The organism is Inquilinus sp. 2KB_23 (assembly GCF_052115705.1).
Lineage (GTDB): Bacteria > Pseudomonadota > Alphaproteobacteria > DSM-16000 > Inquilinaceae > Inquilinus > Inquilinus ginsengisoli_A.
Window position 1 is genome coordinate 20,598 of record NZ_JBFRHF010000002.1, and the last position, 24,025, is coordinate 44,622.

Sequence of the window (24,025 nt, forward strand, 5' to 3'; positions counted from 1 at the left end):
GATCCGCCATGTCGGATGCCAGCCCGAACCGCATCCCGGTCGCCGTCGTCGGCGGTGGCCAGGCCGGCCTGTCGATCAGCCATTATCTCAGCGAAGCCGGCATCGGCCATCTCGTCTTCGAAAAGAAGACCGCGATGCATGTCTGGCGGGAGCAGCGGTGGGACGCCTTCTGCCTGGTCACGCCGAACTGGCAATGCGACCTGCCCGGCCATCCCTATGACGGCACCGATCCCGACGGATTCATGAAGCGCGACGAGATCGTCGACTATCTCGACCGCTTCCGGGCGAAGGTCGACGCCCCGCTGCGCGAGGGGGTGTCGGTGCTGCGCGTCGGGCGCCGGGCGGACGGCGCCTTCGACGTCGCCACCTCCGACGGCGACTATATCGCCGACCAGGTCGTCGTCGCCTCGGGCGGCTACACCGTGCCGATCATCCCCCGCATGGCCGAACGCCTGCCGGCGCACATCCGGCAGCTGCATTCCGAGCAGTACCGGAACCCGCAGGCCCTGCCCGACGGCGCCGTCCTGGTCGTCGGCTCCGGCCAGTCCGGCGCCCAGATCGCCGAGGATCTCCACCTGGCCGGGCGCAAGGTTCATCTCGCCGTCGGCGGGGCGCCGCGCTGCGCCCGCTTCTATCGCGGCAAGGATGTCGTCACCTGGCTGGCCGAGATGAATTACTACGAGATGTCGGTCGACCAGCATCCGCTCCGCGAGGGCGTGCGGGACAACACCAACCACTATGTCACCGGGCGGGATGGCGGGCGTGACATCGACCTGCGCAAATTCGCGCTCGAGGGCATGCAGCTCTACGGCCTGCTCGACGGCCTCGACGGCAGTAGCGTCACCTTCCGCCCGACGCTGACAGCCGCCCTCGACGAGGCCGACCGCGTCTACAACGGCATCAACGCCGCGATCGACCGGTACATCGCCGAGACCGGCATCGCCGCGCCGCCGGCCTCGGTCTACACGCCGGTCTGGCAGCCTGCAGCGGAACCCACGGCGCTCGATCTCGACGCGGCCGGCATCACCACCATCATCTGGTGCATCGGCTTCCGGCCGGATTTCGCCTGGCTCGACGTCCCCGCCTTCAATGGCGCCGGCCATCCCAAGCATCGCCGCGGCGTCGCCGCCGAGACGGGGGTCTATTTCCTCGGGCTGCCCTGGCTGCACAGCTGGGGCTCCGGGCGCTTCTCCGGCGTGTCGCGCGACGCGCGCTACCTCGCCGACCGCATCGTGGAGAGGCTGAAGGCCCCGGAGGAGGTCCGGTCCGACGGCATCCGTCAGTTTGTCGCGGCGGGCTGATCTAGATGATGAATTGGCCTTTCACTGTCAGCGATCTCGGTGACTCCTGCCGGCTCGGCGTGCACGCGCCGGCCGAGCCGGCGGCCCCACCGTCCCGGTCGGACCGGATTCTCCTTGGCATGCCGCATCTCAGCGGCAACGGCCTGTCGGAGATTTGGCTGCTCAAGGAACTTGGGCACAGGCATTGGCTGCTCCTGGCCGAGAGCGCCGGCAGGCCCGCGCCGGATTTCCGGGACGAGGCGGGCCAGCCGGTCTATGCCGCCTTCTGCGCGCTTTCGATCGAGGACGCCAACTTCGCCGCCGCCCGCGCGAACGACAGGCTCAGGATCACATCGTCGCTCGCGCGCCTGTCGCGCACCCAGATGTCGAGCCGGCACCGTCTGGCGATCGAGGGCCGGGCGATCGGCGTCGTCACCATGATCTCGACCTTCGTGCGCCGCGCGCCCGATGGCGGCAACCATACCGTGGCGCGCGTCGCGATCGAGGGGCTGCCGCCGGTCGGCGAAGGCACGTCCGCCAGCAAACTGGCCGGTCTTGCGGCGGGATTCCGGGCGGGGCGCGTCGAACGCCATATGGGGTTCGACCTGCACCGCGAGAGTGAGCTTGGAACGTGGACATTCAATCCCTGCCCCAGCCTCGATTTCAACGGTGCTGGGTTTCTCTACTTCGCCAGCTTCGTCGTCATGGTCGATCGTGCCGAATGGCGGTTCGAGCCTGTCCTTGCGCGGGCCGTGGCGACGGTCCGGCGCGATGTCTTCTTCTACGGCAATGTGGACCGCTGCGAGACCGTTACGGCTTGCCTGCTGGCGCGCCGCGAGCCGACCGGCGCCCTCATTCATCATTGCCGGTTGCGGCGCGGTTCCGATGGAGCGGTGATCGGCGACGTGTTCACCACGAGAACAGTTGCCGATCGGGTAACAACAGAGACTGTAGGGGGCGTCTGACTGGGCGGCCGGAATGCGCCGATTCTGTTGAAAAAGTCGGAGCGCCATTTCCGCGCGCAACAAAGAGACTAAAAGTAGGCAGCCGGAGCACAAAAAGATGCTAGATGGCGGACGAATCTGCAGCAAACTTGCTCGATTTTACACTCCAAGTAATCGTTCGGGACTTTTTCAACGATATCCGCCATTTCCGGACAGAGATCCGATGCCCCGATAGCGGACATTGCCCGAACCCAAAGGATCCGGACATTTGCGGGCTATCGGGGCGAGCTCGAGCGCTCCACAACCAGACATCGTCCGAGGTTCCCCTGAGCGGACGTGATCGCAGGCGGCCCGTTGCGGACACAAGACTGGGATTCGGAGCCATCCGTTCGGCTTCGCTTTACAGCCTGTAGACGCTCGCGGCCGTGTCGCACATCAGCTGGCGTTTCTCCGAAGGGCTGCAGCCGTCGATCACCTCGAGATAGGCATCATAGAGTTGCCGGAAGGTGCAGGCCAATTTGCAGATCGGCATATGGCTCGCGAACATGCAGCGGTGCGGGCCGAAGGCATCGATGGCCTCCAGGATCCACGGGCGGATTTGGGCGACCGTCCAGCGAATGCCGAAGATGCACTCCATCCCGAAGATCTTAAGCGCAACATTGGGCCGGTCGGCGACAGCGGCGACGCCGCGCTTCCAGGCCGATCGGCCGTCGCTCGTGAGGTCGACAGGCCAGCCCATGACCGGCAGGACGAACTGGATGTCGGGGCAGACGGCGGCCACGGCGGCGAGATCGGGCAGCTGAGGACCGAAGACCTCGATTTCGCAGACGAGTTCGCGGCCGCGGAGCGACGCCACCCCGCGCCGCCACGCGGCATCGGAGAGGAGATCCGGTCCCGGCGCGTAGCGAAGCAGCGGATCTGTCGGATGCCAGCCCAGATGCTGGCGAACGCACCGGATGGGCCCCGCCAAAGCGTAGGCATCCAGCCTGCGCTCCAGATCGGGGCTTCGGAAGTCGGCGAGCCCGATCATGCCGTCCGGCCGGCCCGTCGCCCGCGCCAGCTCCCCGGCCCATCGCACCTCGCCCACCGGATCCTCCGAGATAAACTCGGCCCAGACCGTCTTGACGACGTTCAACCCCGCCGTGTCCTGCGCATAGTCCTCGGGACGGTACACCCTCGGCAATGCACCGTAGTCGCCGACAAGGGCCTCGAAGCCGGCACTGCGCTGCGCGAAGACCGGGTAGCGCAGGCGCCTCGCATCGTAGAAATGCTGGTGGCAATCGAGAATTGGGAGGGCTGCATCGTCCATGGACCAAACCCCCAATCGGCGAAAGACCGGCTGAGCAGCCGCAGGCGCCGACAATCGTACCATGCGGCGTCGCGGATGGGTCGATCCTCGGACATCCCGATCACCAGGTGTGCCGCACAGCCCGAAACGTTCACGAGGCTTGCGGCGCCGGCGGCGAGATCAGGACGCGGCTACTGTTCCCCCTCACATCCGCTGCCCCTCCCGGCCAGCCTGGCTGGCTGGGGTGCGCCATATGCGGTCAAAGAGGCGGCATCCCGATAGCGGACATTGACAGAGCCCGCGGGACTCCGGCACTTCCGGCCAGCCGGGCTGGAGCACGGCGCTCGTGAGCAGCCGTTGCGTTTGGCGCCGGAGAGCGCCCGTAACGGGCTATATCGTGGCTCGTGAAGCAGCAGGACCCGCCGGGCCGAATCCTCGCTCAGCCGGTTGGCGAGCACCGCGCCGGCGGACCCGCCGCCGACGATGACGACGTCGCAAGACGTCTCGGTCATGGTTTCGTATGCCTTGTCGTATCTCCAATGTCCTGATGGGAAGGCCGCGCCCGGGCGGCCTCACGCTGGTGCTGGAACGCGTCGGCAAGGAAGCGGGCGGCCCGGTCGAGCGCGGCGCGGCTGCTGTCGAGATGCGCGACATCGAGCTGGAAGACGTGATGCATGCCCTGCCAGATCTGGAGGGTCACGGGTACGCCCGCCTGCGCCGCGCGATCAGCGTATTGCCGGGAGTCGTCGAGCAGGCGTTCGTCGGTTCCGACCTGGATGAGCAGCGGCGGCAGGCCCCGCAGGTCGCCGAACAGCGGCGAAGCGAGCGGGTCCGTGGCCTCCACGGCACCGAGATAGTTGCGGGCGCAGCCTTGCAGATAATCTTGGGTGATCAGCGGATCCTCCACGGCCGGGTCGGTCATCGACGCCCCGGTGAAGGCCAGGTCGGTCCAGGGGGAGAAGACAACCCCGGCCACCGGTGTCGCGCCTTCGGCGTGCCGGGCCAGTTCCGCCAGCGTCACCAGCGCCAGCCCGCCGCCCGCGGAGTCCCCGACGACGGCGATCCGCCCGAACCCCCGCCCTGCCAGCCACCGCAATGCGGCCAGGGCCGACGCCGGAGCGGCCGGCAGCGTCGCCTCCGGCGCCAGCGGATAGTCGATGATCAGCGCGGGGATGCCGGAGCGGCTCACGATCTGGCTGACGAAGCCGCGATAGGCCTCGGCGGAGCCCAGCCCATAGCCGCCGCCATGCAGGAACAGGATCGCCTGCCCCGGCTCGGCCTGCGCGGGGCGGACCCACCAGCCCCGGATGCCGCCAGCCCGGGCGGGCTCGAGCGACACACCGCCGGCGACAGGGCTTGCGGCGATGAAGGCGTCGTAGACCGTTCTCGGCCCGCCGCTCGCGCTGCTCCAGAAGCGGGCGAACCGGTCGCGCAGGGCGCGCTCCCGCTCGCGCTCTGCGATCGAGATCTCCATCACGATCGTGTCGAGCTTCGGCATGGTCGGCTCCACAAGGCAAGGCTCTGCCGTCCGCGCGGTGCGTCAGCGCGCGCGGCGCAAGGGATGTTGATGAGAAAGGGAGGGCTAGGCCGGGATGCGGCCGAAACTGCCCTCGGCGTAACGAACCAGCGTCCGCCGGACATCCGCCGCCGTGGACATCACCAGCGGTCCATGCCTGACGAAGGCCTCGCGGATCGGCTTCGCCGCGATCAGGACGAAATGGGCGGGCGCCCCGGAGTCCAGGACGATGTCGATCCCAGGCCCGGCCGCGACGGTCGTCGCGCTACCCTCCTCCAGCAGGCGCGCCTCTTCCCCGCAGCGAACGGCCAGCCGGCCCGAGACAGCGTATATCCAGGCCTGATGCCCGTCCGCCAAGCCATGGGAGAAGCGGCCGGCCCCACCCAGGACGCCGTCGAGCATCGTCGTTTCCTCCGGCGTACCGCTGGCTCCGGCGACCCCGCCGCTGCGCCCCAGCAGGACCCGCACGCGGTGCCCCTGCCCTTCGACGACCGGCACGTCCTCCGCCCGTACGAGAAGCGAGCGCGCCGGCTCCGCCTTCAGCCGTGCCGGAAGGTTGACGAAGATCTGCAGGGCATGCGTCCGCGCCCCGGCCTCGGGCCGCTCCTCATGGGCGGCACCGCTGGCCGCGGCCAGCCAGTACAGATCGCCCGCCTTCAGCGCGATGTTATGGCCGAGCGTGTCCCGGTTCAGGAACTCGCCGATCGAGTCCTCGAACATCACTGTCACGGCGGAGATGCCGGCGTGGAGGTGGGGTTCGAAGGTCGGCGCCTTCATGGTGAAGTCATCCACCATCAGCAGCGGATCCATCTCTCCGCCGAACATCTCCTCCGAGAAGTGATGCGCGGTAAATCCCGCCCCGATGGCGTGAGGAATCCCCGCGACTACGCGCCCAAGCCTTTCGGCGAGGACCGGAATTTCGAGATCTCTGTCGATCGCCTGCATCGCCGGCTGCTCCAGCACGATGGTTGTGACGGAGGCCAAACTAGAAGCCGGGCGTATCGACCGGGAAGCCGCCCAGTTTCAAACGCATCGTCCACCAGGACGAACGATCTACATCAGGACGGCCTTCGGGAACTCTGCCGCCAGATGGTCGAGAAAGGCACGCACCGAGGGCAGCAGCCCCTGCCTGTAGGGAATCAGGGCCGTGATGATGGAATCGCCGGCCAGCCAGTCGGGCAGCACTCGCTGCAGCGCGCCCGACCGCACCGCCGCCCGGCACACATATCCCGGCAGCGCGACCACGCCGAGGCCCTTGATCGCCGCCCGCTGCAGGCCGACCATGTCGTCGCCCAGCAGCCGAGGAGCCAGCGGCATCACGATCTCGTTCTTCGCCTGCCGCGCGTGGCGAAGCCGCCAGACCGGGGCGACGCCCGTCCTCATCATGAACAGCGCAGGATGGTTTTGCAGTTCCTGGGGTGTCTTCGGCGCGCCGTGGGCGGCGAGGTAGTCCGCTCCCGCGAAGAGGAACCAGGGGGCCGGGGCGAGCGTCCGCTGCACAAGGTTGGAGTCCGGCAGCGGATCCGAATGCGCCCGGATGGCAATATCATAATTCTCTCCGATGATATCGACCGTCCGGTCCGCCGCATGCGCGACGACATTCACCCTCGGATACTGGGCCAGGAAGTCGGCAATGATGTCCGACATCGCGAACTGCATGGTGGCGACGCCGGCGGTGCACCGCACCGTCCCGGTCGGCTCCGTCAGTCGCTGACGGACCACCGTTTCGGCCTGCTCGGCCTCCCGCAGCATCGCGACCGCGTGTCGGTAGAAATCTTCGCCCGCATCGGTCATTCCGAAGCGCCGTGACGTCCGGTTCAGCAGCCGGACGCCGAGGCCGCCCTCGAGCTGCTGGATGCGCTGGCTGAGCGTCGATTTAGGCACCCGCAGCGTCCGCCCGGCCGCCGTGAACCCGCCCCGGTCGACGATCTGCACAAAGTAGAAGAAGTCGTTCAGATCCAGCATGCTCAGCCCTATCGTTCATTCACACGGACGCTGGGTTCCGATTTTGCCGGCTTCTGGGCCGCTGGGCCAGGAACTAGCTTCCGGTCGTCACGACGGCTGGCCCGGGCGCTTCCACCTCGGAGCGCCAAGCCCCGCCTCATCACACCTTCACAACCGAAGCCTCGCAGAGGATGCCATGTCCGTTCGCAGCTATGAGCCGCTCACCGCCGACAACGCCGCGCTGATCCTCGTTGATCACCAGATCGGCCTGATGACCGGCGTCCGTGATTATTCGACCGGCGAGCTGAAGCACAACGTCGTCGCCCTGGCCAAGGCGGCGAAGGCGCTCAGCCTTCCGATCGTCGTCACCACGACGGCGCGTGACAGCATGTGGGGACCGACCTTCCCCGAGCTCGTCGACGCACTGCCCGGCGTCGAGATCATCGACCGCTCCACCGTCAACGCCTATGACGACGCCCGCGTCGCCCGGGCGATCGAGACCACCGGCCGCAGGAAGCTGATCTTCGCCGGCATCTCGCTGGAGGTCTGCGCCGCTTTCCCGGCTATGACCGCCGTCGCGCGGGGGCTGGACGCGTATGTGGCCGTCGACGCGTCCGGCACCTTCAGCGAGACCAAGCGGCAAGCGGGCCTGCTGCGCATGCTGCAGGCCGGGGTCGTCCTGTCCGACTACGCGACCCTGATGGTCGAGATCCTCAAGGATAACGGGCGGCCGGAGGCGGCCGCGGTCTACGGCGCGCTCGACATGCCCTGGGCCACGCTCGTGGGCCAGATCGCCGCCGCTTTCGGCAAGTAGCCGCTGGCATGCCGACCGGGGACCGGCTTCGCCGGCATGGGCCGATCGCCGGTCCCGATCGAGGTCGCTGCCGAAGCGGGGCAGGCGGATCCGGCGCTCGTCGCGACACGATCGGTTTGATCCGATCGGTCATTTCAATGAGCCCAGGGGGCATCCCGTCCCATCAAGGATCGGATTAAATCTGCATCGGCCGACCGCAGAGCGCCATCCGACATCCACTCGCACCAGCCCCCTCGTTCCTTGGAGTACGCAAGCCTGTTCAGGAAACGTCACCTTCTGGCGGCGACTCTGCTCGCGACCATCTCCAGCGTACCGGTCGCGCTCGCCGCGCAGCCCGACGCGACCGCCCGCTACCCGATCACGCGAGGCAGCGCCGTGCTGCAGAGCCATGGCGAGACCATCGACAAGATGATCGCCGACTTCGTCGCCAAGAACCGCCTGCCCGGCATCACGATGGCGATCGTGCAGGCGCCGTATATTCCGCGCTCAGCCGGCTATGGTCGCATCAACCTGGATAATGACGAGCTCGCCTCCACCAAAACGATGTGGAATGTCGGACCCATCACCCAGGCCTTCACCGCGGTCGCCGTGTTCCAGCTGCAGGAGCAGCACAAGCTCGACATTCATGACCCCATCTCGAACTACGTTGCCGACCTGCCGGCCGAGTGGGGCAAGGTGACCATCCTGCAGCTGCTGCAGCATTCGTCGGGGATTCCGGACTTCCGGGACAACGGCTTCGACGCCGCCAAGCCGTACCAGCCGGCCGATCTGCTGAACCTCGTCCGGGACAGGAAGCTGCTGTTCGAGACCGGGACGGACGCCCGGCTGAGCGCGACCAACTTCATCCTGCTGGGCCTGGCCGTCGAGAAGGCCAGCGGCATGTCCTATCACGACTATGTGACCAGGTATCAGATCGAGCCGCTGGGCCTGACCAGCACCATGTTCGCCGGCGACCTGCCGACCAAGAGCTTCCTCGACCGCCCGGCGCCGCAGCCCGGCGTCAACCAGCACGTCAAGTTCACGTCGCAGGTCGAGTACATCGACCCGGTCGAGCCGGCGACGGGCTACCGGGAGGCCGACGGCCGGATGACCCCGGTCGGAACCGACGCCTCCGCCAGCCTCTACGCCTTCGGCGGCATCTGGTCCTCCGCCGAGGACATCAGCAAGTGGGACATCGCCCTGGCAGGCAGCGTCCTGGTCAAGGACAAGGCCAATCGCGACCTGATCTACAAGCCGGCCACCCTGGCCAACGGCAAGGTCGTGCCGGCGATGGCGGGGTGGGAGTTCACCCATCATCCCGGCTTCATGGAGATCAAGGGCAACTCGCCGGGCTTCAGCTCCTATATGAGCCGGTTCACGGCCGCCGAGGAACTGGTCTGCGTGACGCTGCTGACCAACAAGGAAGGCGTCGACATGACCGGCCTGGCCCGGGAGATCGCGGAGGCCTACAAGGCCGGCCTCGGCCCAGATGTCGACCCGCAGATGGTGGTCGCCCAGGAGAGCAAGTTCGGTGCCGACGAGACGGTCGCACGGATCAAGGCGCAGCTTGCCGCCGACAAAGTTCCAGTCTTCGCCACCTTCGACCACGGCGCCAACGCCAAGGACGCCGATCTGGAGCTGCGCCCGACCCAAGTGATCGTGTTCGGCAATCCGAAGGTCGGCACCAGGATCATGCAGGACAACCAGGGCGCCGGTCTCGACCTGCCGCTGCGCGTGCTCGTGTGGCAGGACCAGTTGAGCCGCGTCTGGATCGGCTATCCCAGCTTCGACAGACTCGCCGCGGACTACGGCCTGACGGATGAGAAGACCCTCCAAGCCGTCGCCGGCTATGTCGAGAAGCTCGTCCGCGTGTCGGCCAACGTCTACGCCCACTGACGTTCCCCTTTGATGCCCGGGCGATGCCGGTCGCCGCCAGGCCGGCGCCGGCGTCGCCGCGGACCTCACGCACAGCATCGAATGCCAGATGCGGCGGCATGGATGCCGCCGGCCTCCGGTGCCGGACTTCCCTCCCGAGGACAGATCTCATGAACAGCATCGTTTCGCCGACAGGCCGCCGAACCGCCCTCCGCCTGATGGGCCAGGCCACTGCCTTCGTTGCCGTGGCGGGCGCCACCCGGCCGATCGCGGCCGGGGCTCAGCAGCTTCCGGCCCCCACCCTGACGATGGGCGAGCTCAGCGAGCTCGCCGTCAGGCTGACCGCGGTACCGCGCCGGCGTGGTTTCCGGACGGTGCCCTTCATGCTGACGTCACCCGACAGCTGGGACCAGGAGGCCGCCGGCGATGTCCTCACCTACCGATACCGGTCGCGCCAGATGTGGGAGGTGACCGAGCTGTCGACACCATGGCTCAACCTGATCCGTGAAGCGATGAACGGTCAGGTCTTCGCCCATGGCAATCCGGAGTTCCTCCCCGTTGCCGCGGTCCATGGCACCGCCCATCTGGCGCTGTTCGACCAGCCGACCTGGGACAGGTACAAGCTGGCCGGCCTGACCGACGGCAAGCCTGCCGCGAACAGCTTCATCCTCGAAAAGCCCGGCGTCTCAGCCGAGGATGACCTGCAGGACCTGGAAGGCTTCTACGGGCCGGCCAACAACAACATCCTCTCGCTGCAGCGCCGCGGCGCGGTGTTCATCGCGTGCCACGATTCCATCCATGCCGTCGCTCGCAGGCTCCACGGCATTCCGGACTTCGCGGCCACGCCCGCCGACGTCATCGCGGCCGACCTGACCAACGGCCTGATCCCCGGCGTCATCCTGGTTCCCAGCGTGGTCGCCTTCATGGTCGAGCTGCAGCGCGCGGGCTTCACCTACGCCAAAGCCGCCTGACCATGGCGCAGCGCCAGGCGGTTCGGGGCACGTCCGCGCCGTCGGAAACACCCGACGATCCGCTGAGCTGCCTGGCGCAGCTCCTGCAGGTCCGCCCCTTCCTCGACGAACTCTGCGACTTCGGCGGCCACTGGGCGTCACCACATCCGGCCGACCGTCATGGCTGGGCTTATTTCCACATGCTGACGTGCGGGGAATGCGAGCTCGAGGTGGTCGGCCAGACGCCCCTGCGGCTCGAGGCCGGCGACGTGGTGCTGCTGCCGCATGGCGATCCGCATGTGCTGCGTGCCCTTCCGGGCGCGACCGGCGCCCAGGCCGGCGTGGTCGCCAAGGCCTATCGCAACTCCATCCGTCGCAAGATCACCCTGGATGCTGAGCCCGACACCCAGGTGATCTGCGGCCGGCTCCAATTCGAATCCGCGACCGAAAGCCTGGTGATCGCCGCCCTGCCCCAGTTGATCCTGCTGCGCGGCCCGGAATGGCCCGACGCGCTGGAGACAAGACCCCTGCTGGAGCGCATTCGAGACGAGCTGGACGCAGACCGACCCGGAGCGGCCGCGATCACGACCAATCTCGCCAGCGCCCTGCTCGTGATGATGCTGCGCGCCTATCTGGCGGCCAGCAGCGCATCCGGCGGCCTGCTGCGCCTGCTCGGGAGCCGCCCCACGGCACGGGCCGTTCTGGCGATGCTGCGCGAGCCAGCCCGACCTTGGACGCTGACGGACCTGGCCGCGCGGGCCGCGACCTCCCGCGCCACCTTGGTCCGGGCGTTCCGCGCCGCGGTGAACTGCCCGCCGCTCGCCTTTCTCACCGATCTGCGGCTCAGCCTGGCCCGGCGCCAACTACTGCGCGGCTCCTCTTTGGGGCAGGTCGCCACCGAGGTCGGCTACCAGTCCGAAAGCGCGCTGAGCCGGGCGATGCACCGGCGGCACGGCGTCCGCCCGGGTGAGATCCGCCGCGCCGGCGAGGCGGCCTCGGCCGAGCGGCGGATCCGGGACGATGCGCGATTATCTTGAGTTGGTGATCGCCCGGAATTCGGGCTCGGGGATGAAGCCGTCCCGGTTGGGCATCCTGATCTTCGGCAGGCTGGATTTGTCCAGCGTCACATCGGCGGGCACGATCCGATTGAGGTTCAGGAGATACGCGACCACCGCATAGGTATCGTCATCGCTCAGGGATCCCGGAGCCGGATACGGCATCGCGCGGCGCACATAGTCGAACAGCGACGTGGCGTAGGGCCAGTAGCTGCCCACGGTCTTCACCGGCTGGCTGGTCGCCAGTGTGCCCTGCCCGCCGACCAGCCGGTCCTTGTAGCCGCCCTGGCCCGCGTCGCCATGGCAGGCCGCGCAGTTCTCGTCATAGACCGTCTTGCCGCGGGCCACCGTGCCGCTGCCGTCGGGCAGCCCGGCCCCGTCCGGCCGCACGTCGATGTCCCAGGCGTTGATCTCGTCCGGCGCCGCCGGGCGGCCGAACTCATAGGCATTCGCGGCCGAGCCGAGCACGCAGACCGCCAGGCACGCCAGCACCGTCTTGCTAATCGAGAACATTGCGCACCTTCCCCGCCGCATCGATGCTCCAGGTCTGCTGGGCGCTGTAGTGGAACAGGGCATTCTCGCCCATGGCCGCGATGAACGACTTGCGGTCGGGCTGGACGTTGCCCTTCTCGTCGGCGGAGCGGCTGACGATCTTGGTGGGCTTTCCATCCCACACCCAGTCCAAGTCGAAGCGGGTCTGGGCCTTCGACAGCACTGGCTCGTTCAGCCGGGCCCGGTTCCAGGTCTTCGCGCCGTCGGCGCTGACCTCCACCCAGTCGATCTTGCCGTAGCCGCTCCAGGCCAGCCCGGTGACGCGGTTGTAGCCGGGGCTGATCTGCATCATTCCGGACGGCGAGGTGATGACGGAGTTCACCTCCTGCCGCAGCTGAAACTGGCGCGCCTTGCCGTTCGTCAGAAGCTGGGTGTAGCGGGCCGTCTCCCACCGCGTCATGAACGGCTGGTCCCCGAATTTGAGGCGGCGCAGCCATTTGATGCTGAGATTGCCCTCGAAGCCGGGGATGAACAGCCGCAGCGGGAAGCCATGGGCGGGCCGCAGCGGCTCGCCGTTCTGGCCGTAGGCCAGCATCGCCTCGCCGATCACCTCGTCGGTCAGCGGGATGCTGCGGGCCACGGCCGCCCCGTCGTCCCCCTCCGCCAGCATCCATCTGGACGCGCGATCGACGCCGACGAGGTCGAGCAGGAAGGACAGCGGCACGCCCGTCCATTCATGCGTGCTGACCAAGCCGTGCGTGTTCTGCACGGTGACGTCGTCCGGCGCGGTCTTCCAGTTTTCCCACCCGTTGCCGGTGCATTCGAGGAAGGCCAAGCGGGAGATCGACGGCATGGCCCGGAGGTCGGCCATGGTCAGCACCAGCGGCTTGGCCACCATGCCGTGCACCAGCACGCGGTGCTTGGCCGGATCGATGTTCGGCGTGCCGGCATGGCTGCGCACATAGTGCAGGTCCGAGGGCGTGATCGTGCCGACGAACTGGTCGAGCGGCGCTTTCGAATTGATCGCATCGACCGGATCGACATTGCGGACCCCTGGCCCGGCCTCGGGAATGCGCGCGATGTGGACGTACTCCGAGCGTTCGCTGTAAGCGCCCAGGACGTCGCCCGGCTCCCGTGCCGGCACATCCACAAGCGTGTCGGCCAAGGCCGCCTGTCCGGCTGCGACCGCGCCGGCCGCGCCCGCCGATGCAACAAGGAAGCCTCGACGCGATACCGAATCGGGCGACGGCCCCGCCGCCTCTTGATCGTTCGTCATTGTCTCATCCTGTTTCGGAAAGCCGGTGACGGCGAGGACGGCTCAGCCCGCGGCCGGCGATGCTACGGCGCCGGCGATCACCGCTTCGGCCGAGGCCAGCCTGTCGGCCATCCCCGCGGGCAACTCATGCCGGCCTTCGAGTGTGGCCGAGGGGTTGTAGGTCACGAAGACCGTCCCGCCCTCCCCCTCGCGCACCAGCACCCGCAGGGGAAGCTCCAGGGCGATATCCGGCGCTGCGAGCATGAGCGGGGTGCCGCCCTTCGGATTGCCGTAGAGGAGGACGGTCGTCGCCGGCATGTCGAGCCCGACCGACAGGGCGGCCGCGCGGTGATCGATCTCCGAGAAGATGCGGAACCCCTTGCCCTCCAGCGCCGCTTGCAGCCGCTGGAGGGTCTCGGGATGGGAATAGGCGCTCTCAAGTCTCATGGCGTCCTCTGGACACGGAGGGCCTGGGAAAGGGCCGACTGCAGCCACCGGCACGGTTGCTGAGCGTCCACGAGATTGCGCTCTGATACGCCGCCCGTTAATGACCGGGCAGCGCTTTCCGATGACCGACAGGATCAATCTGCCGGTCCGACAGACCATCAAAAAGATCCACAGTGATGATCGGGCGAGCGCTCATACCGGACGACGCCCTCCGGTATCGCCGCGGAAGCAGCTGCGGCGCCTCGCTCGGAAGCGGATTGATCCGCCTGGTCATGACGATGCGCCGTCCAGCCATCAACGGGCGCCCCCCGGAAGTGCAGAGTTGGTGGGATTATCCCATTGGGCCTCCCCGACCGACCATGTCCGTTCCGCATCCCGATGCTGTCCCCTCACCCAAAGGATCTCGCATGTCCGTGCCGCATCACTACGTCATGTCACGCCGCGGCTTCTGCACCTGCTGTGTCGTCGCGGCCGGTGCCACCGCCCTGGGCGGCTGGCTCACGCCTGCCCAGGCCTTCGTCGAGGCGCGCGACATCGTGGATCTGGTCCGCGCCGATGCCGCGAAGCGGCGCATCACGGTGCATTCGCTGCGCCGTGGCGTCAGTATCCTCGAAGGCTCGGGCGGCAATATTGCGGTCCTGACCGGCCCGGACGGCAACATGTTCGTCGACGCCGGCATCACCGTGTCGCGCCTACGAATCCTGGAGGCCGTCAAAGGCCTGAGCCGGCAGCCGATCACGCATCTGATCAACACCCATTGGCACTTCGATCACACCGACGGGAATCAGTGGCTGAACCAGGACGGGGCGACCATCATCGCGCATGAGAACACGCACAAGCACTTGCTGGCGGCCCAGCGGGTCGAGGATTGGGACTACAACTTCCCGACAGCGCCGCTGTCGGCCGTGCCGTCGGAGCTGGTAGCCTCGGAGAAGACGTTGAGCCTGAACGGCGCGACGATCGCCCTCCTGCATCCCGGTCCGGCCCACACCGACGGCGATCTGACGGTGACCTTCGGCGAGGCCGATGTGCTGCATTGCGGCGACATCTACTGGAACGGCATTTACCCGTTCATCGACTACTCCACTGGCGGCAGCATTGACGGCACGATCAAGGCGGCGGAGGCCATCTTAGCCGCAGCGACGAGCAAGACGATCATCATCCCGGGCCATGGCAAACCGGTGAGCAACCGGGCCGAGCTCGCCGCCTATCGCGACATGCTGGCCGATATCCGCGGGACTGTCGCGACGCTGAAGCGGCAGGGTCGTCCAGTAGACGACATCGTCGCCGCGAAGCCGACCGCGGCCCATGATGCGCAGTGGGGTCAGTTCCTGATTTCCCCCGCCTTCTTCACCCGTCTGGTCTACCAGGGCGTGTGAGCCGCTCCTCTACGGCCTCTCCTCCCTGCGAAAACCAATGACAGTGAGCCCGTCCGATACGGGGAGCTTGCATCCCGGTCAGGAGGTCGTGCACCACCTGCGAGCAACCGACCTCCTGCCCCAGAGGTGTGTAAAGTCTGGTGCGCTTGCCTAAGGGATGCCACCTGATCCCGGAGGCCCCGAGGCGCCACATCCGGCCATAGCTGAGGCGCCCCTTTCCGGACATCGGTCGGATTGGCGGGTTCCGGCCCCCTCCCCGCCAGTTCACAGCGACTTGGGCGCCCCAAAACCGGCCGTCGCAATCCGGCTCGACGAACCGGCCGTTGCCTCGGTTGCCGTCGAGAGTGTCATTGCCGGCCTCACCGACGAGGACATCGCCGCCGCCGATCCACCAATGTGTCGGCGCCGTCGCCTCCGCCGAAGGCCGTGCGACCGTCATCGCCGGTCAGGCGGTCGCCCAGGCTGGAGCCATAGTGAGAGATTCCCGGTTCGCTCCCGTACTATCCTGGTCGGCGCCGGCGCTGCTGCGAGCCCTCGTCGATTCATCAGACACAGCCGCATCAGGAGAATTCTGATGGCGCCCAACCGAAGGCTGACCTTCGACCTGGATCTGGAGACAGTGCAGCGGATCGTTCAAAGCCTCTATCCAACAAAGGGGGTCCAGGGGTTCGGCCGCCTGGCGGGCGGCAGCACGGAAGTCTACCGCATCGATTTGGCCGGCACGGACACCCGGTCGCTGGTCCTCAAGATCTATCCGGACGAACCCATATGGCAGCCGGCGAAGGAGACGCGGGTGGCGGGTTGGCTCGCGAACTTGACGCCGATTGTTCCGCGTTGGTTGCGGGTGGACGAGTCCCGTGCGATCTTGCCGCTTCGCTTCGCGCTGCTGACTTTGTTGCCCGGCCGGCCGTTGCGCGACCATCTCCGCGACCCCGGCATTGAGAGCGTCTATCGTCAGGCGGGCGAACTCCTTCGCCGCCTGCATGCCATCCCTATGAAGGCCTATGGCTACATCATCGGGGACGGCATCAAAGCTCCACGGATTACCAACGCGGAATACATGGCAGAGGCGTTCGGGGACCTCTTCCGACGGTTCCGCAATCTCGGCGGAGACGCCGATCTCGTACGCCGTCTGGAACAGTTCGTCGAGGCGAGTTCCGATCTGCTCGCAGAAAGCCCGGGCCCGGTGCTGTGCCACGATGATTTCCACCAGGGCAACTTGCTTGCGCTCAGCCCTCCCGGCGGCAACCTTCGACTGAGCGGCCTGATCGACTTCGGCAACGCCCGCGCTGCGGATCGCCTGTTCGACTTGGCTAAGGCCCTGTTCTGCTGCGCGCATGAAGATGCGCTGAGCCGTCAGCCACTGCTCGACGGGTACGGCCCGATCGATCACCCGGAGCCGGAAAGAGCGTTGTGGCTCCACACGCTCTTCCACCGGGCGAGCATGTGGTGCTGGCTCACCAAGCTCGGACATGACGCAACTGCCGATGATGGCCCCGGTGGCCTGCTTCGCGATCTTCACAACATGGCGCGCTAGACCGCTGCTCCCGCCCGCGGCACCGCGTACGCCGCTCCGCGGCACCGCGCATGCAGCGGCTCCACGCCCCGCCCTACTGCACGGCTACGGCGTCGAGTTGCAGGTCGATCGCGGGGGCCTGGTCCTGAACGGCTGGTGGCCGCTGTGCCGCCCATGGTGCCTTTAAGAGCCCGAGAACGACGCAGATCGCCTCGAGCGCCTGACGGCTTGGCGCGGCGCTATCGCGCCATATGCGGTCATCGAATAGTCTCGCCGACAGCGGACATTGACCGAACCCGCGGAATACCGGCGCTTTCGGCCGACCGAGCCGGACCAGAGCACCCCAAATCGGCCGCAGAACGGTGGTGGTCTGAGTCCCAAAAGAGCGGCCCGGCCGCAGGCGAGGCTTCAGCTCGTGTGGCCGGGCCGTAGGCGCTGCCCGGGCAGGCGCAGCGCCTTGAGTTCGTGGCCGCCTCAGGGGGACGAGGGTTTAGGCCACTTTGCCGGTTAGCGGGGAGGAAACGCGGCAATGAATGAATCAATAAATGAACCATGACCGCCGCAAAATTATACGATGGTGTCGGTGTTCACGGACTTCCGTTTGGCAACGCGATAGGCGCAGCGGAGCTGCGTCCTTCCATAGAGTTCAAGCCGCAACTCCCGGTCGTGCCTCGTCAGGCTTCGTCGAGAACGAGCAAGGACCACCTGTTGCCGAGGATCGTGGACAGCACCGTCTGGGACCGCCGCAGCGACGCCCACACCAATCGACCGGGTGTGACCTTCGTTTCAAGAAGGCCCGCGTTCGTGGTGCGGCGGCACGACCCCTCGCGCGATCAGAGAAGGGTGAGCTGGTCGCCAGGCTGCGACGGCACCTGGAACAGGTCCGCGCGCAGGGGCGTGAGCTTCTGGTCGAGGCCGAGACGGCGCCGGGCGAGCCGGAAGCGCGCGATCAACATCTCCGCGACCGGACCTTCTCCGACCATGCGCAACCCGAAGCGGGTGTCGTTCTCCTTCCCGCCCCTCGTTTGGCGGATCAGGGACATGACGTGGCTGGCGCGCTCCGGCCGTTCCGCGGCCAGCCACTGTTTGAACAGATCCCTGAGTTCGTGGGAGAGCCGGAGGATCGAATAATGGGCGTATCGCGCTCCGGCCTCGGCCGCTTGGTCCAGGATCGCCTCGATTTCGTGGTCGGTCAGTCCGGGAATAATGGGCGACACGTTGACGATCGTAGGAATTCCGGCGCGGTTAAGCGCGCGGATCGCCTCCAGGCGGCGACCGGGCGTGGAAGCCCGCGGCTCCATGGCGCGGGCGAGCGCGCGATCGAGTGTCGTGATCGAGATCACCACGATGGCGAGCTTTTTCTCCGCCATCGGAGCGAGTAGGTCGATATCCCGCGTGACCAGATGGTTCTTCGTTGTAATTCCGAGCGGGTGCTGGAACTCCGCCAGAACCTTGATGACTTCGCGCGTGATCTGAAGGCGCTTTTCGATCGGCTGGTAGCAGTCAGTGTTTGCGCCGAGCTGCACACGCTCCGCAACATAGCTCGGCTTCGACAGCTCCTCGCGCAGGAGAGCGGCCGCGTCGGGCTTGAAAAAAAGCTTGGTCTCGAAGTCGAGGCCCGGGGAAAGTCCCAGATACGCGTGCGTCGGCCGGGCAAAACAGTAGATGCACCCGTGCTCACACCCTCGAAACGGATTGACGGAGCGATCGAAGCCGATATCGGGACTGTCGTTGCGTGACAGGATGGTCTTCGCTCGGTCGGCCGTCAGCGTCGTTTCTGCGCGACTCTCTTCGACCTCGTGCTCGCCCCAGCCGTCATCGAATTTTTCTGCCTGCACCGGCTCGAAACGGCCTGACGCGTTCGAGCGGGACGACCGGCCCCGCGCGAGTACCCGGTCGTTCCCGGCCGCGCCACCTGCTCGCTTCCTGCTATCCGTCATCGACAGCTCCGGCCAACCCGTGGATCGCCCCGGCGTTCCAGCGAACGCTTGACGGTGCGGACGTGCAGCATACTGCTTATTCATGCTCGGCCGTGACTGACGTCACCCGTTTCCTTCGGGCTCGAGGTCTTCAAGGCGCACCTTGGCGAGCCGTTCCTTCACCCGGCCGACGATCAGGTCCAGCACCTTCACGTCGCTGCCGAGCTGAAAGCACCCCAGGACAACGCCGACCAGCACACTCTCGCAGAGCACCATCACGTCCGACATGGTGCCACCGGCCGCGATCGGCTCCTTCACGATTTGCTCGACGATCTGTTTGGCATGGCGGTTATGGAACTCGACAGCCGCCTCGTCGTCCAGCCTCGATTCTCCACTCATCTCGTTGCCTCAGCTTTTGTCGAAACGCCTCGACCGTCGCCTCCGCGCGGGCGATCTCCCGTCCGCGCGGAGGCCGAGTGGGTTACAGGAGCCCGTCGGCGGCGTGGTCGAATGCCGTGGTGTCCTGGTAGGCGCGAGCGAGCATCATGCCGCCCTCGAGGGTCGCAATGACCTGGAACGCCCGTGCCTCTGCGTCCGGACCGCCGATGCGCTGGGACAAGTCCGCAATGCACCGACGGAAGAACGACAGGATTTCGCTGGCAACTTCAGGCGACAGCCCACCCGATTCGGCACCGAGAACGCCGAAGAGGCACATCGTGCCATCCTGGTCGAGCGCCGCCTTGAACGCTGAGCGATAGGCGGCAATGACCTCGTCGGCTGTCTCGTCCGGGCTCCGCGCGACCTTTGCAAAAAATCGGTCGGAGTAACGCCGGGCGACGGCGGCAGCCATCGTGGCTTTCGTCGGAAAATGATGATGGACGCTCGCGCTCTTGATGCCGATCTCGGCCGCAAGATCACGAAAGCTGAAGCCGCCATATCCCGCGTGGCGCATATGGCCCTCCGCCAGGTCCATCAGTCTCTCGGCAGTTTCATTCACCCCCATCCTCCTCTTTCTATCGATAGATAGAAATATCTCTACCGGTAGATAGACCTTGACGGCCGGAATAGCCAGGGCTATTTGTGGCGCATCAACCTATCGATAGATAGACTCAGCTGCGGAGAAAAGACATGCGCTTCCAGAACAAGATTGCGATCGTCACCGGCGGTGGTTCGGGCATGGGCAAGGAGGTCGCCACCCGGTTCGTCGCCGAGGGTGGCTCGGTCGTCATCAACGGTCGCAATGGCCTCAAGGCCGAGGCAGCCGCGCGCGAAATCGACCCCACCGGGACGCGCGTCGCCGTCTACACCGGCGACGTCTCGCTACCGGCAACCGGCGAGGCGCTCGTCAAGACGGCACTCGACCGGTTCGGCCGGCTCGATATGCTGTTCAATAATGCCGGCATCTTCGCTCCGAAGCCGTTTCTCGAGGTGACCGAGCAGGAATACGACCATTTCCTCGACAACATCCTGAAAGGCACGTTCTTCACGGCGCAGGCCGCCGCGAAGGCTATGAAGGCGGCCGGCCGTGGCGGCGCCATCGTGCAGACCGGGTCCATGTGGGCTCTGCAGGCGATCGGCGCCACGCCGTCTTCGGCCTATTCCGCGGCGAAGGCCGGCGTCCATGCACTGGTCAAGAATCTCGCGATCGAGTTGGCGGCCGACAAGATCCGTGTGAATGCAATTGCCCCGGCGGTGATCGAGACGCCGGTCTACGACACCTTCCTGACGCCGGAGCAGGTCAAAGAGGTGCTACCGACCTTCAATACGTTCCATCCGCTGGGCCGCAATGGCCAGGTGGCGGACGTGGCCGAGGCGCTGCTGTTCCTAGCCTCGGATCAGGCGAGCTTCATCACCGGCGTCGTGCTGCCGGTCGACGGCGGCGTCATGGCCGGCCGCCAGTGACGGTCGGCATCATCGTCATCTCATCTCAAACATAACAACATGGGGCCGCGCCGACTGAAAAGCGGCGCGGCCCTTCTTCCCCAGGGCGAATCACCATGGCTCGCAACACACTCTTCACCCCGATTCAGATCGGCGCCATCACGCTCAAGCATCGCGTCGTTATGCCCCCGTTGAGCCGCCTGCGCGCTCAGTGGCCGAGCGGCGCTCCGAGCGATCTGAACATCGAATACTATGGCCAGCGTGCCTCGGACGGCGGGCTGATCTTCACCGAAGCCACGGCAATCTCGGCGACCGGCCGCGGCTACCGGGGTGCGCCCGGAATCTATAGCGACGAACAGGTCGCGGGCTGGAAGCGCGTCACGGACGCGGTTCATGCCAAGGGCGGTCGCATGTTCGTCCAGCTCTGGCATGCCGGCCGTACGACGCACATCGCGACGACTGGCGAGGAGCCGGTCACGGCCTCGGTTGATCCGACCTACTGGGTCGACCCGAAAATGCTGGTCGTGACGCCGGACGGCCTTTCGCAGCCGTCGCCGCACCGGGCGCTTGAAACGGCGGAGATCGCCGGCATCATCGAGCAATACCGTGTCGCCGCTGGCAATGCGAAGCGAGCGGGTTTCGACGGCGTCGAACTCATGGCGACCAACGGCCATTTGATCGACCAATTTCTACAGGACAACAGCAACAAGCGGACCGATCGCTACGGTGGTTCCGTCGAGAACCGGACGCGGCTGCTCTTGGAGGTGGCCGAGGCGCTGATCACCGTCATGGGCGCCGATCGGGTGGGTGTGCGCATCGCGCCGAGCGGCACGTTCAACGGGATGGCCGACAGTGACCCACGGAATCTGTTCCGCCACGTCGCTGAGCGCCTCAATGAGCTCAACCTCGCCTATCTCCACCTGATCGAGCCCCGGATCAAAGGCGACGATCTGATCGCCGAAGGCATGGGGCCGGTCGCTGCACAGGAGCTGGGACAGATCTTCAAAGGGCCGATCATCGCGGCCGGCGGCTTCGAGCCGGACACGGCGGAGACCGCCGTCGCGGGTGGCGTCGCCAGCCTGATCGCGTTCGGCCGCCACTTCATCGCGAACCCGGACCTGCCGAAGCGCATCGAGCTCGGCCTGCCGCTCAATCGCTATGACCGGAGCAGCTTCTATGGGTTTGAGGCCCGTGGGTACACGGACTACCCGACTTATGAGGAGGTCGAAGCCGGTGAGGCCGAGGTCGCCTGAGCAAACTGGACAAGGTCGTGGCCTGGTCAGCATCCGCGGCTAGGATTCTCCCATGCCTTGAGGCTTCCACGAACGGAACGGATGGGGGGAAATTCCCATGTACTACCAAGCGATTACGCAATGCGCACAGACTGTGGAGAACGTCGAGACCTGGCTCGATAAGGCAGAGGAGCATGCGGCGGCGAAGCACCTCGACGTCGGTGTGCTGATGAGCGGCCGCCTTGCACCCGACATGAAGCCCTTCATCTACCAGGTCCAAAGCGCGTGCGACTATCTCAACGCAGCCGCAGCCTGGCTCTCCGGGCAGAAGCCGCCCAAGCATGACGATACCGAGCAGACGATCGACGAGGTGCGCGCTCGCATCCGGAAAACCGTCGCCTTTGTGGAGAGCGTGGCGGAGACGCAGTACGCCGATGCGGCCGAGCAACGGGTCAGCCTGTCTTTCGCGCCGGCCGGCAAGGTCCTCGTCGGCCCGAATTACTTGCTGCAACTGACGATCCCGAACGTCTATTTCCACGTCGCCATGGCATATGCCGTGCTCCGGCACTACGGCGTCGACGTCGGCAAGATGGACTTCCTCGGGCCCATTGACTGGGTCGACGCCTGAGGCGTCGCCAACCTTCGCCGCCCCGAGCGTCGGGGTGGGCGAAGCGGAGCCGTGTTGCTGGGACAAGCTCTTGCCCGGGGGCATGGCGATGCTGGGCCCGGCGGCATATCCGCCGAGCCCTTCATTGGGGCCGCGAGCGCGCTCCACTTCGTCGCCCGGGCGCCCTTGAACCTCGCCGGACGGCGCATAGGTTGTAATAGGATCTATCGATAGATAGCTCGCTCAGATGGGTTTACCTACTTAGAAGATGAGATGGACGACAAGCCTGTCACGCGCACGGTTAACGACCTGCAGACGAAAGATCCGATCCACGTCATTGTGGGGCTCGATCGCGGGGAGGAACGGTCTGTGCCGACCAACCGTGAGTTGAAGAGCGGCTTCGAGATGGCCTGGGACCTTTCCCACTGGGCGGGGCGCCCCGACGGCGACCGACGGAGGTGAGACCACCTGCTCCGCCGCGAAGCCGCTGAATTGTCCGGATGGCTCTGCGTGACGATCTTATCCGGATGCTGCCTGCCGAGAATTCCGCTGGTGAACCTGGTCTTCAAATGGGTCGGCTCGCCGGTTGGCGCGCTCAAGCTGGTGGGTCATGACGACGGCCTGGCCCACATCTTGTGGGAGCACGACAACCCGCGTCGGGTTCGCCTCGGCGCTCTACCGAAAATCCTGACAGCAGCCCGCTTGGCGTGGCCGAGCGGCAGCTGACCGAATATTTCCAAGGGAAGTGCAAAGATATCGATGTCCCGCTCGCCTTCGCCGGCACGCCCTTTCAGGCGAGGGTCTGGCAGGCACTCCTGACCGTCTCCTACGGCGAGACCCACAGCTACGGCGACGTCGCGCGCCAAATCGGCCATCCAGCCGCGATGAGCGCGGTCGGCGCCGCGAATGGCCGCAGCCAGATATCGATCATGGCGCCCTGTCATCGCGTGAGTAGCTCGTCCAAGCGCCGAGCGATCCATCTCGTCGGGAACGCGGCTGAAACTGCTAACCTCCCAGCGGGTCCATCACTCCGCGGGAAGGTCAGTGTCGCCGGCGCTCAAGCGAGCGCCGCCTCGCGTTGACGCAGCAGGTCGCTGGTGGCCTGGTCATAGGCGGTCGTGTCGCCGAGGGCGTTGGCCACGACCAAGGCGCCCGTGATGGTCGACAAGAACTCGGCGGCATTGCTCGCCGAAAGCCCTTCGGCAGTCAACTTGTCGAGGCACATCTTAAAGAAGCCCTTGACCTCCCGCGAGACCTCAGGCGGCAGGTCCTGTGACGCGGCGCCCAAGACCGTGCAGGGGCACATATGCCCTTCGGAAACCGCCGTTCCGCGGAACGCCTTCGTCCACACTCGAACTGGATCGGAATCCTTCTCCAGCTCTTCGTCGATGAATTTCGACGTTTCCTCGGCCCAGCGACGAATGACGGCTGCCGCGAGCGCCTCCTTGGTCGGGAAATGGTAATGGACACTCGAGCTCTTGACGCCGACATCGGCCGCAAGTTCCCGGAAGCTGAATCCGCCGAAGCCGCCGACCTGCATGCGCCGTTCGGCGGCATTCATGATCGCGGTCTTGATGTCACTCATGGACCCTCTCCTGTAACTACCTCCCGATAGATAGTCCTTGCCTCCAGAAAGCGCAATGGGTATCTCT

The 24,025-nt window shown here is 66.3% G+C and carries 24 protein-coding genes and 1 pseudogene; 14 read left to right on the forward strand and 11 right to left on the reverse strand.

Annotated features, from left to right (window positions below; genetic code table 11):
* Positions 1-8 precede the first annotated feature (8 nt).
* Positions 9-1,301, forward strand: coding sequence for an MSMEG_0569 family flavin-dependent oxidoreductase (locus tag AB4112_RS02375; RefSeq protein WP_441716941.1), 1,293 nt, complete (start codon positions 9-11; stop codon positions 1,299-1,301).
* A gap of 8 nt (positions 1,302-1,309) precedes the next feature.
* Positions 1,310-2,245, forward strand: coding sequence for a Pnap_2097 family protein (locus tag AB4112_RS02380; RefSeq protein ID WP_441717254.1), 936 nt, complete (start codon positions 1,310-1,312; stop codon positions 2,243-2,245).
* A 379-nt stretch (positions 2,246-2,624) separates the two neighbouring features.
* On the opposite strand, the gene AB4112_RS02385 is transcribed toward AB4112_RS02380, so the two are convergent.
* From AB4112_RS02385 to AB4112_RS02400, 4 genes are all read right to left on the reverse strand, one after another.
* Positions 2,625-3,533: an amidohydrolase family protein gene (locus tag AB4112_RS02385; protein WP_441716943.1), complete on the reverse strand. Its 909-nt coding sequence runs from the start codon at positions 3,531-3,533 to the stop codon at positions 2,625-2,627.
* Between the two features lie 487 nt (positions 3,534-4,020).
* Positions 4,021-5,010: an alpha/beta hydrolase gene (locus AB4112_RS02390; protein ID WP_441716945.1), complete on the reverse strand. Its 990-nt coding sequence runs from the start codon at positions 5,008-5,010 to the stop codon at positions 4,021-4,023.
* 84 nt (positions 5,011-5,094) lie between these two features.
* Positions 5,095-5,973 (reverse strand): pirin family protein, encoded by an 879-nt coding sequence (locus tag AB4112_RS02395; protein ID WP_309796716.1) that lies wholly within the window; start codon positions 5,971-5,973, stop codon positions 5,095-5,097.
* A 108-nt stretch (positions 5,974-6,081) separates the two neighbouring features.
* The gene (locus AB4112_RS02400) at positions 6,082-6,993 is read right to left on the reverse strand and encodes a LysR substrate-binding domain-containing protein (protein WP_309796713.1); all 912 of its coding nucleotides are present in this window, start codon (positions 6,991-6,993) and stop codon (positions 6,082-6,084) included.
* A gap of 175 nt (positions 6,994-7,168) precedes the next feature.
* Here AB4112_RS02400 and AB4112_RS02405 point away from each other — a divergent pair, with 175 nt between their 5' ends.
* The 4 genes from AB4112_RS02405 (at position 7,169) to AB4112_RS02420 (ending at position 11,627) form a co-directional block, all read left to right on the forward strand.
* Positions 7,169-7,786, forward strand: a complete 618-nt coding sequence (locus AB4112_RS02405) for an isochorismatase family protein (RefSeq protein WP_309796711.1) — start codon at positions 7,169-7,171, stop codon at positions 7,784-7,786.
* A gap of 240 nt (positions 7,787-8,026) precedes the next feature.
* The gene (locus AB4112_RS02410) at positions 8,027-9,661 is read left to right on the forward strand and encodes a serine hydrolase (RefSeq protein ID WP_441716948.1); all 1,635 of its coding nucleotides are present in this window, start codon (positions 8,027-8,029) and stop codon (positions 9,659-9,661) included.
* 149 nt (positions 9,662-9,810) lie between these two features.
* Complete coding sequence (gene tetH, locus AB4112_RS02415; RefSeq protein WP_441716950.1) at positions 9,811-10,611, forward strand: thiosulfate dehydrogenase; 801 nt, start codon at positions 9,811-9,813, stop codon at positions 10,609-10,611.
* Between the two features lie 2 nt (positions 10,612-10,613).
* Entirely contained in the window at positions 10,614-11,627 is a 1,014-nt protein-coding gene (locus AB4112_RS02420; protein WP_309796705.1) for an AraC family transcriptional regulator, read from the forward strand.
* Here AB4112_RS02420 and AB4112_RS02425 read toward each other — a convergent pair.
* The 3 genes and pseudogenes from AB4112_RS02425 to AB4112_RS02435 all read right to left on the reverse strand — a co-directional run.
* Positions 11,619-12,002, reverse strand: a pseudogene (locus AB4112_RS02425) (c-type cytochrome); the annotation flags it as partial. The gene AB4112_RS02420 and the pseudogene AB4112_RS02425 sit on opposite strands and share 9 nt — an antisense overlap.
* A gap of 142 nt (positions 12,003-12,144) precedes the next feature.
* The gene (gene soxC, locus AB4112_RS02430; RefSeq protein ID WP_441716952.1) at positions 12,145-13,413 is read right to left on the reverse strand and encodes a sulfite dehydrogenase; all 1,269 of its coding nucleotides are present in this window, start codon (positions 13,411-13,413) and stop codon (positions 12,145-12,147) included.
* Between the two features lie 42 nt (positions 13,414-13,455).
* Positions 13,456-13,839 (reverse strand): DUF302 domain-containing protein, encoded by a 384-nt coding sequence (locus AB4112_RS02435; RefSeq protein WP_441716954.1) that lies wholly within the window; start codon positions 13,837-13,839, stop codon positions 13,456-13,458.
* Between the two features lie 407 nt (positions 13,840-14,246).
* Between AB4112_RS02435 and AB4112_RS02440 the strand changes: the two genes are divergently transcribed.
* Together AB4112_RS02440 and AB4112_RS02445 are read left to right on the forward strand one after the other, a co-directional pair.
* Positions 14,247-15,218: an MBL fold metallo-hydrolase gene (locus AB4112_RS02440; protein ID WP_441716955.1), complete on the forward strand. Its 972-nt coding sequence runs from the start codon at positions 14,247-14,249 to the stop codon at positions 15,216-15,218.
* A gap of 574 nt (positions 15,219-15,792) precedes the next feature.
* Positions 15,793-16,755 (forward strand): phosphotransferase family protein, encoded by a 963-nt coding sequence (locus AB4112_RS02445; RefSeq protein WP_441716956.1) that lies wholly within the window; start codon positions 15,793-15,795, stop codon positions 16,753-16,755.
* 812 nt (positions 16,756-17,567) lie between these two features.
* On the opposite strand, the gene AB4112_RS02450 is transcribed toward AB4112_RS02445, so the two are convergent.
* The 3 genes from AB4112_RS02450 to AB4112_RS02460 form a co-directional block, all read right to left on the reverse strand.
* Positions 17,568-18,674, reverse strand: coding sequence for a PA0069 family radical SAM protein (locus AB4112_RS02450; RefSeq protein WP_309796695.1), 1,107 nt, complete (start codon positions 18,672-18,674; stop codon positions 17,568-17,570).
* Between the two features lie 102 nt (positions 18,675-18,776).
* Entirely contained in the window at positions 18,777-19,052 is a 276-nt protein-coding gene (locus AB4112_RS02455) for a hypothetical protein (RefSeq protein ID WP_441716957.1), read from the reverse strand.
* A gap of 82 nt (positions 19,053-19,134) precedes the next feature.
* Positions 19,135-19,626 carry a TetR/AcrR family transcriptional regulator gene (locus tag AB4112_RS02460; RefSeq protein WP_309796692.1) on the reverse strand — a complete coding sequence of 164 codons (492 nt, stop codon included), beginning with the start codon at positions 19,624-19,626 and terminating at the stop codon, positions 19,135-19,137.
* A 155-nt stretch (positions 19,627-19,781) separates the two neighbouring features.
* On the opposite strand from AB4112_RS02460, the gene AB4112_RS02465 reads away from it, so the two are divergent.
* The 6 genes from AB4112_RS02465 to AB4112_RS02490 all read left to right on the forward strand — a co-directional run bounded on the left by AB4112_RS02465 (position 19,782) and on the right by AB4112_RS02490 (position 23,455).
* Positions 19,782-20,555 carry an SDR family NAD(P)-dependent oxidoreductase gene (locus AB4112_RS02465; RefSeq protein WP_309796691.1) on the forward strand — a complete coding sequence of 258 codons (774 nt, stop codon included), beginning with the start codon at positions 19,782-19,784 and terminating at the stop codon, positions 20,553-20,555.
* A gap of 95 nt (positions 20,556-20,650) precedes the next feature.
* Positions 20,651-21,787, forward strand: a complete 1,137-nt coding sequence (locus tag AB4112_RS02470; RefSeq protein ID WP_441716958.1) for an alkene reductase — start codon at positions 20,651-20,653, stop codon at positions 21,785-21,787.
* A gap of 97 nt (positions 21,788-21,884) precedes the next feature.
* Complete coding sequence (locus AB4112_RS02475) at positions 21,885-22,394, forward strand: DUF1993 domain-containing protein (RefSeq protein ID WP_441716959.1); 510 nt, start codon at positions 21,885-21,887, stop codon at positions 22,392-22,394.
* A 252-nt stretch (positions 22,395-22,646) separates the two neighbouring features.
* Entirely contained in the window at positions 22,647-22,835 is a 189-nt protein-coding gene (locus AB4112_RS02480) for a hypothetical protein (protein WP_441716960.1), read from the forward strand.
* Between the two features lie 90 nt (positions 22,836-22,925).
* Complete coding sequence (locus AB4112_RS02485; protein ID WP_441716961.1) at positions 22,926-23,099, forward strand: hypothetical protein; 174 nt, start codon at positions 22,926-22,928, stop codon at positions 23,097-23,099.
* Positions 23,081-23,455, forward strand: a complete 375-nt coding sequence (locus tag AB4112_RS02490; RefSeq protein WP_441716962.1) for a methylated-DNA--[protein]-cysteine S-methyltransferase — start codon at positions 23,081-23,083, stop codon at positions 23,453-23,455. Before AB4112_RS02485 ends, AB4112_RS02490 begins: the two co-directional genes overlap by 19 nt.
* On the opposite strand, the gene AB4112_RS02495 is transcribed toward AB4112_RS02490, so the two are convergent.
* Positions 23,431-23,958: a TetR/AcrR family transcriptional regulator gene (locus tag AB4112_RS02495; RefSeq protein WP_309796680.1), complete on the reverse strand. Its 528-nt coding sequence runs from the start codon at positions 23,956-23,958 to the stop codon at positions 23,431-23,433. The two genes, AB4112_RS02490 and AB4112_RS02495, sit on opposite strands and share 25 nt — an antisense overlap.
* Positions 23,959-24,025 lie beyond the last annotated feature (67 nt).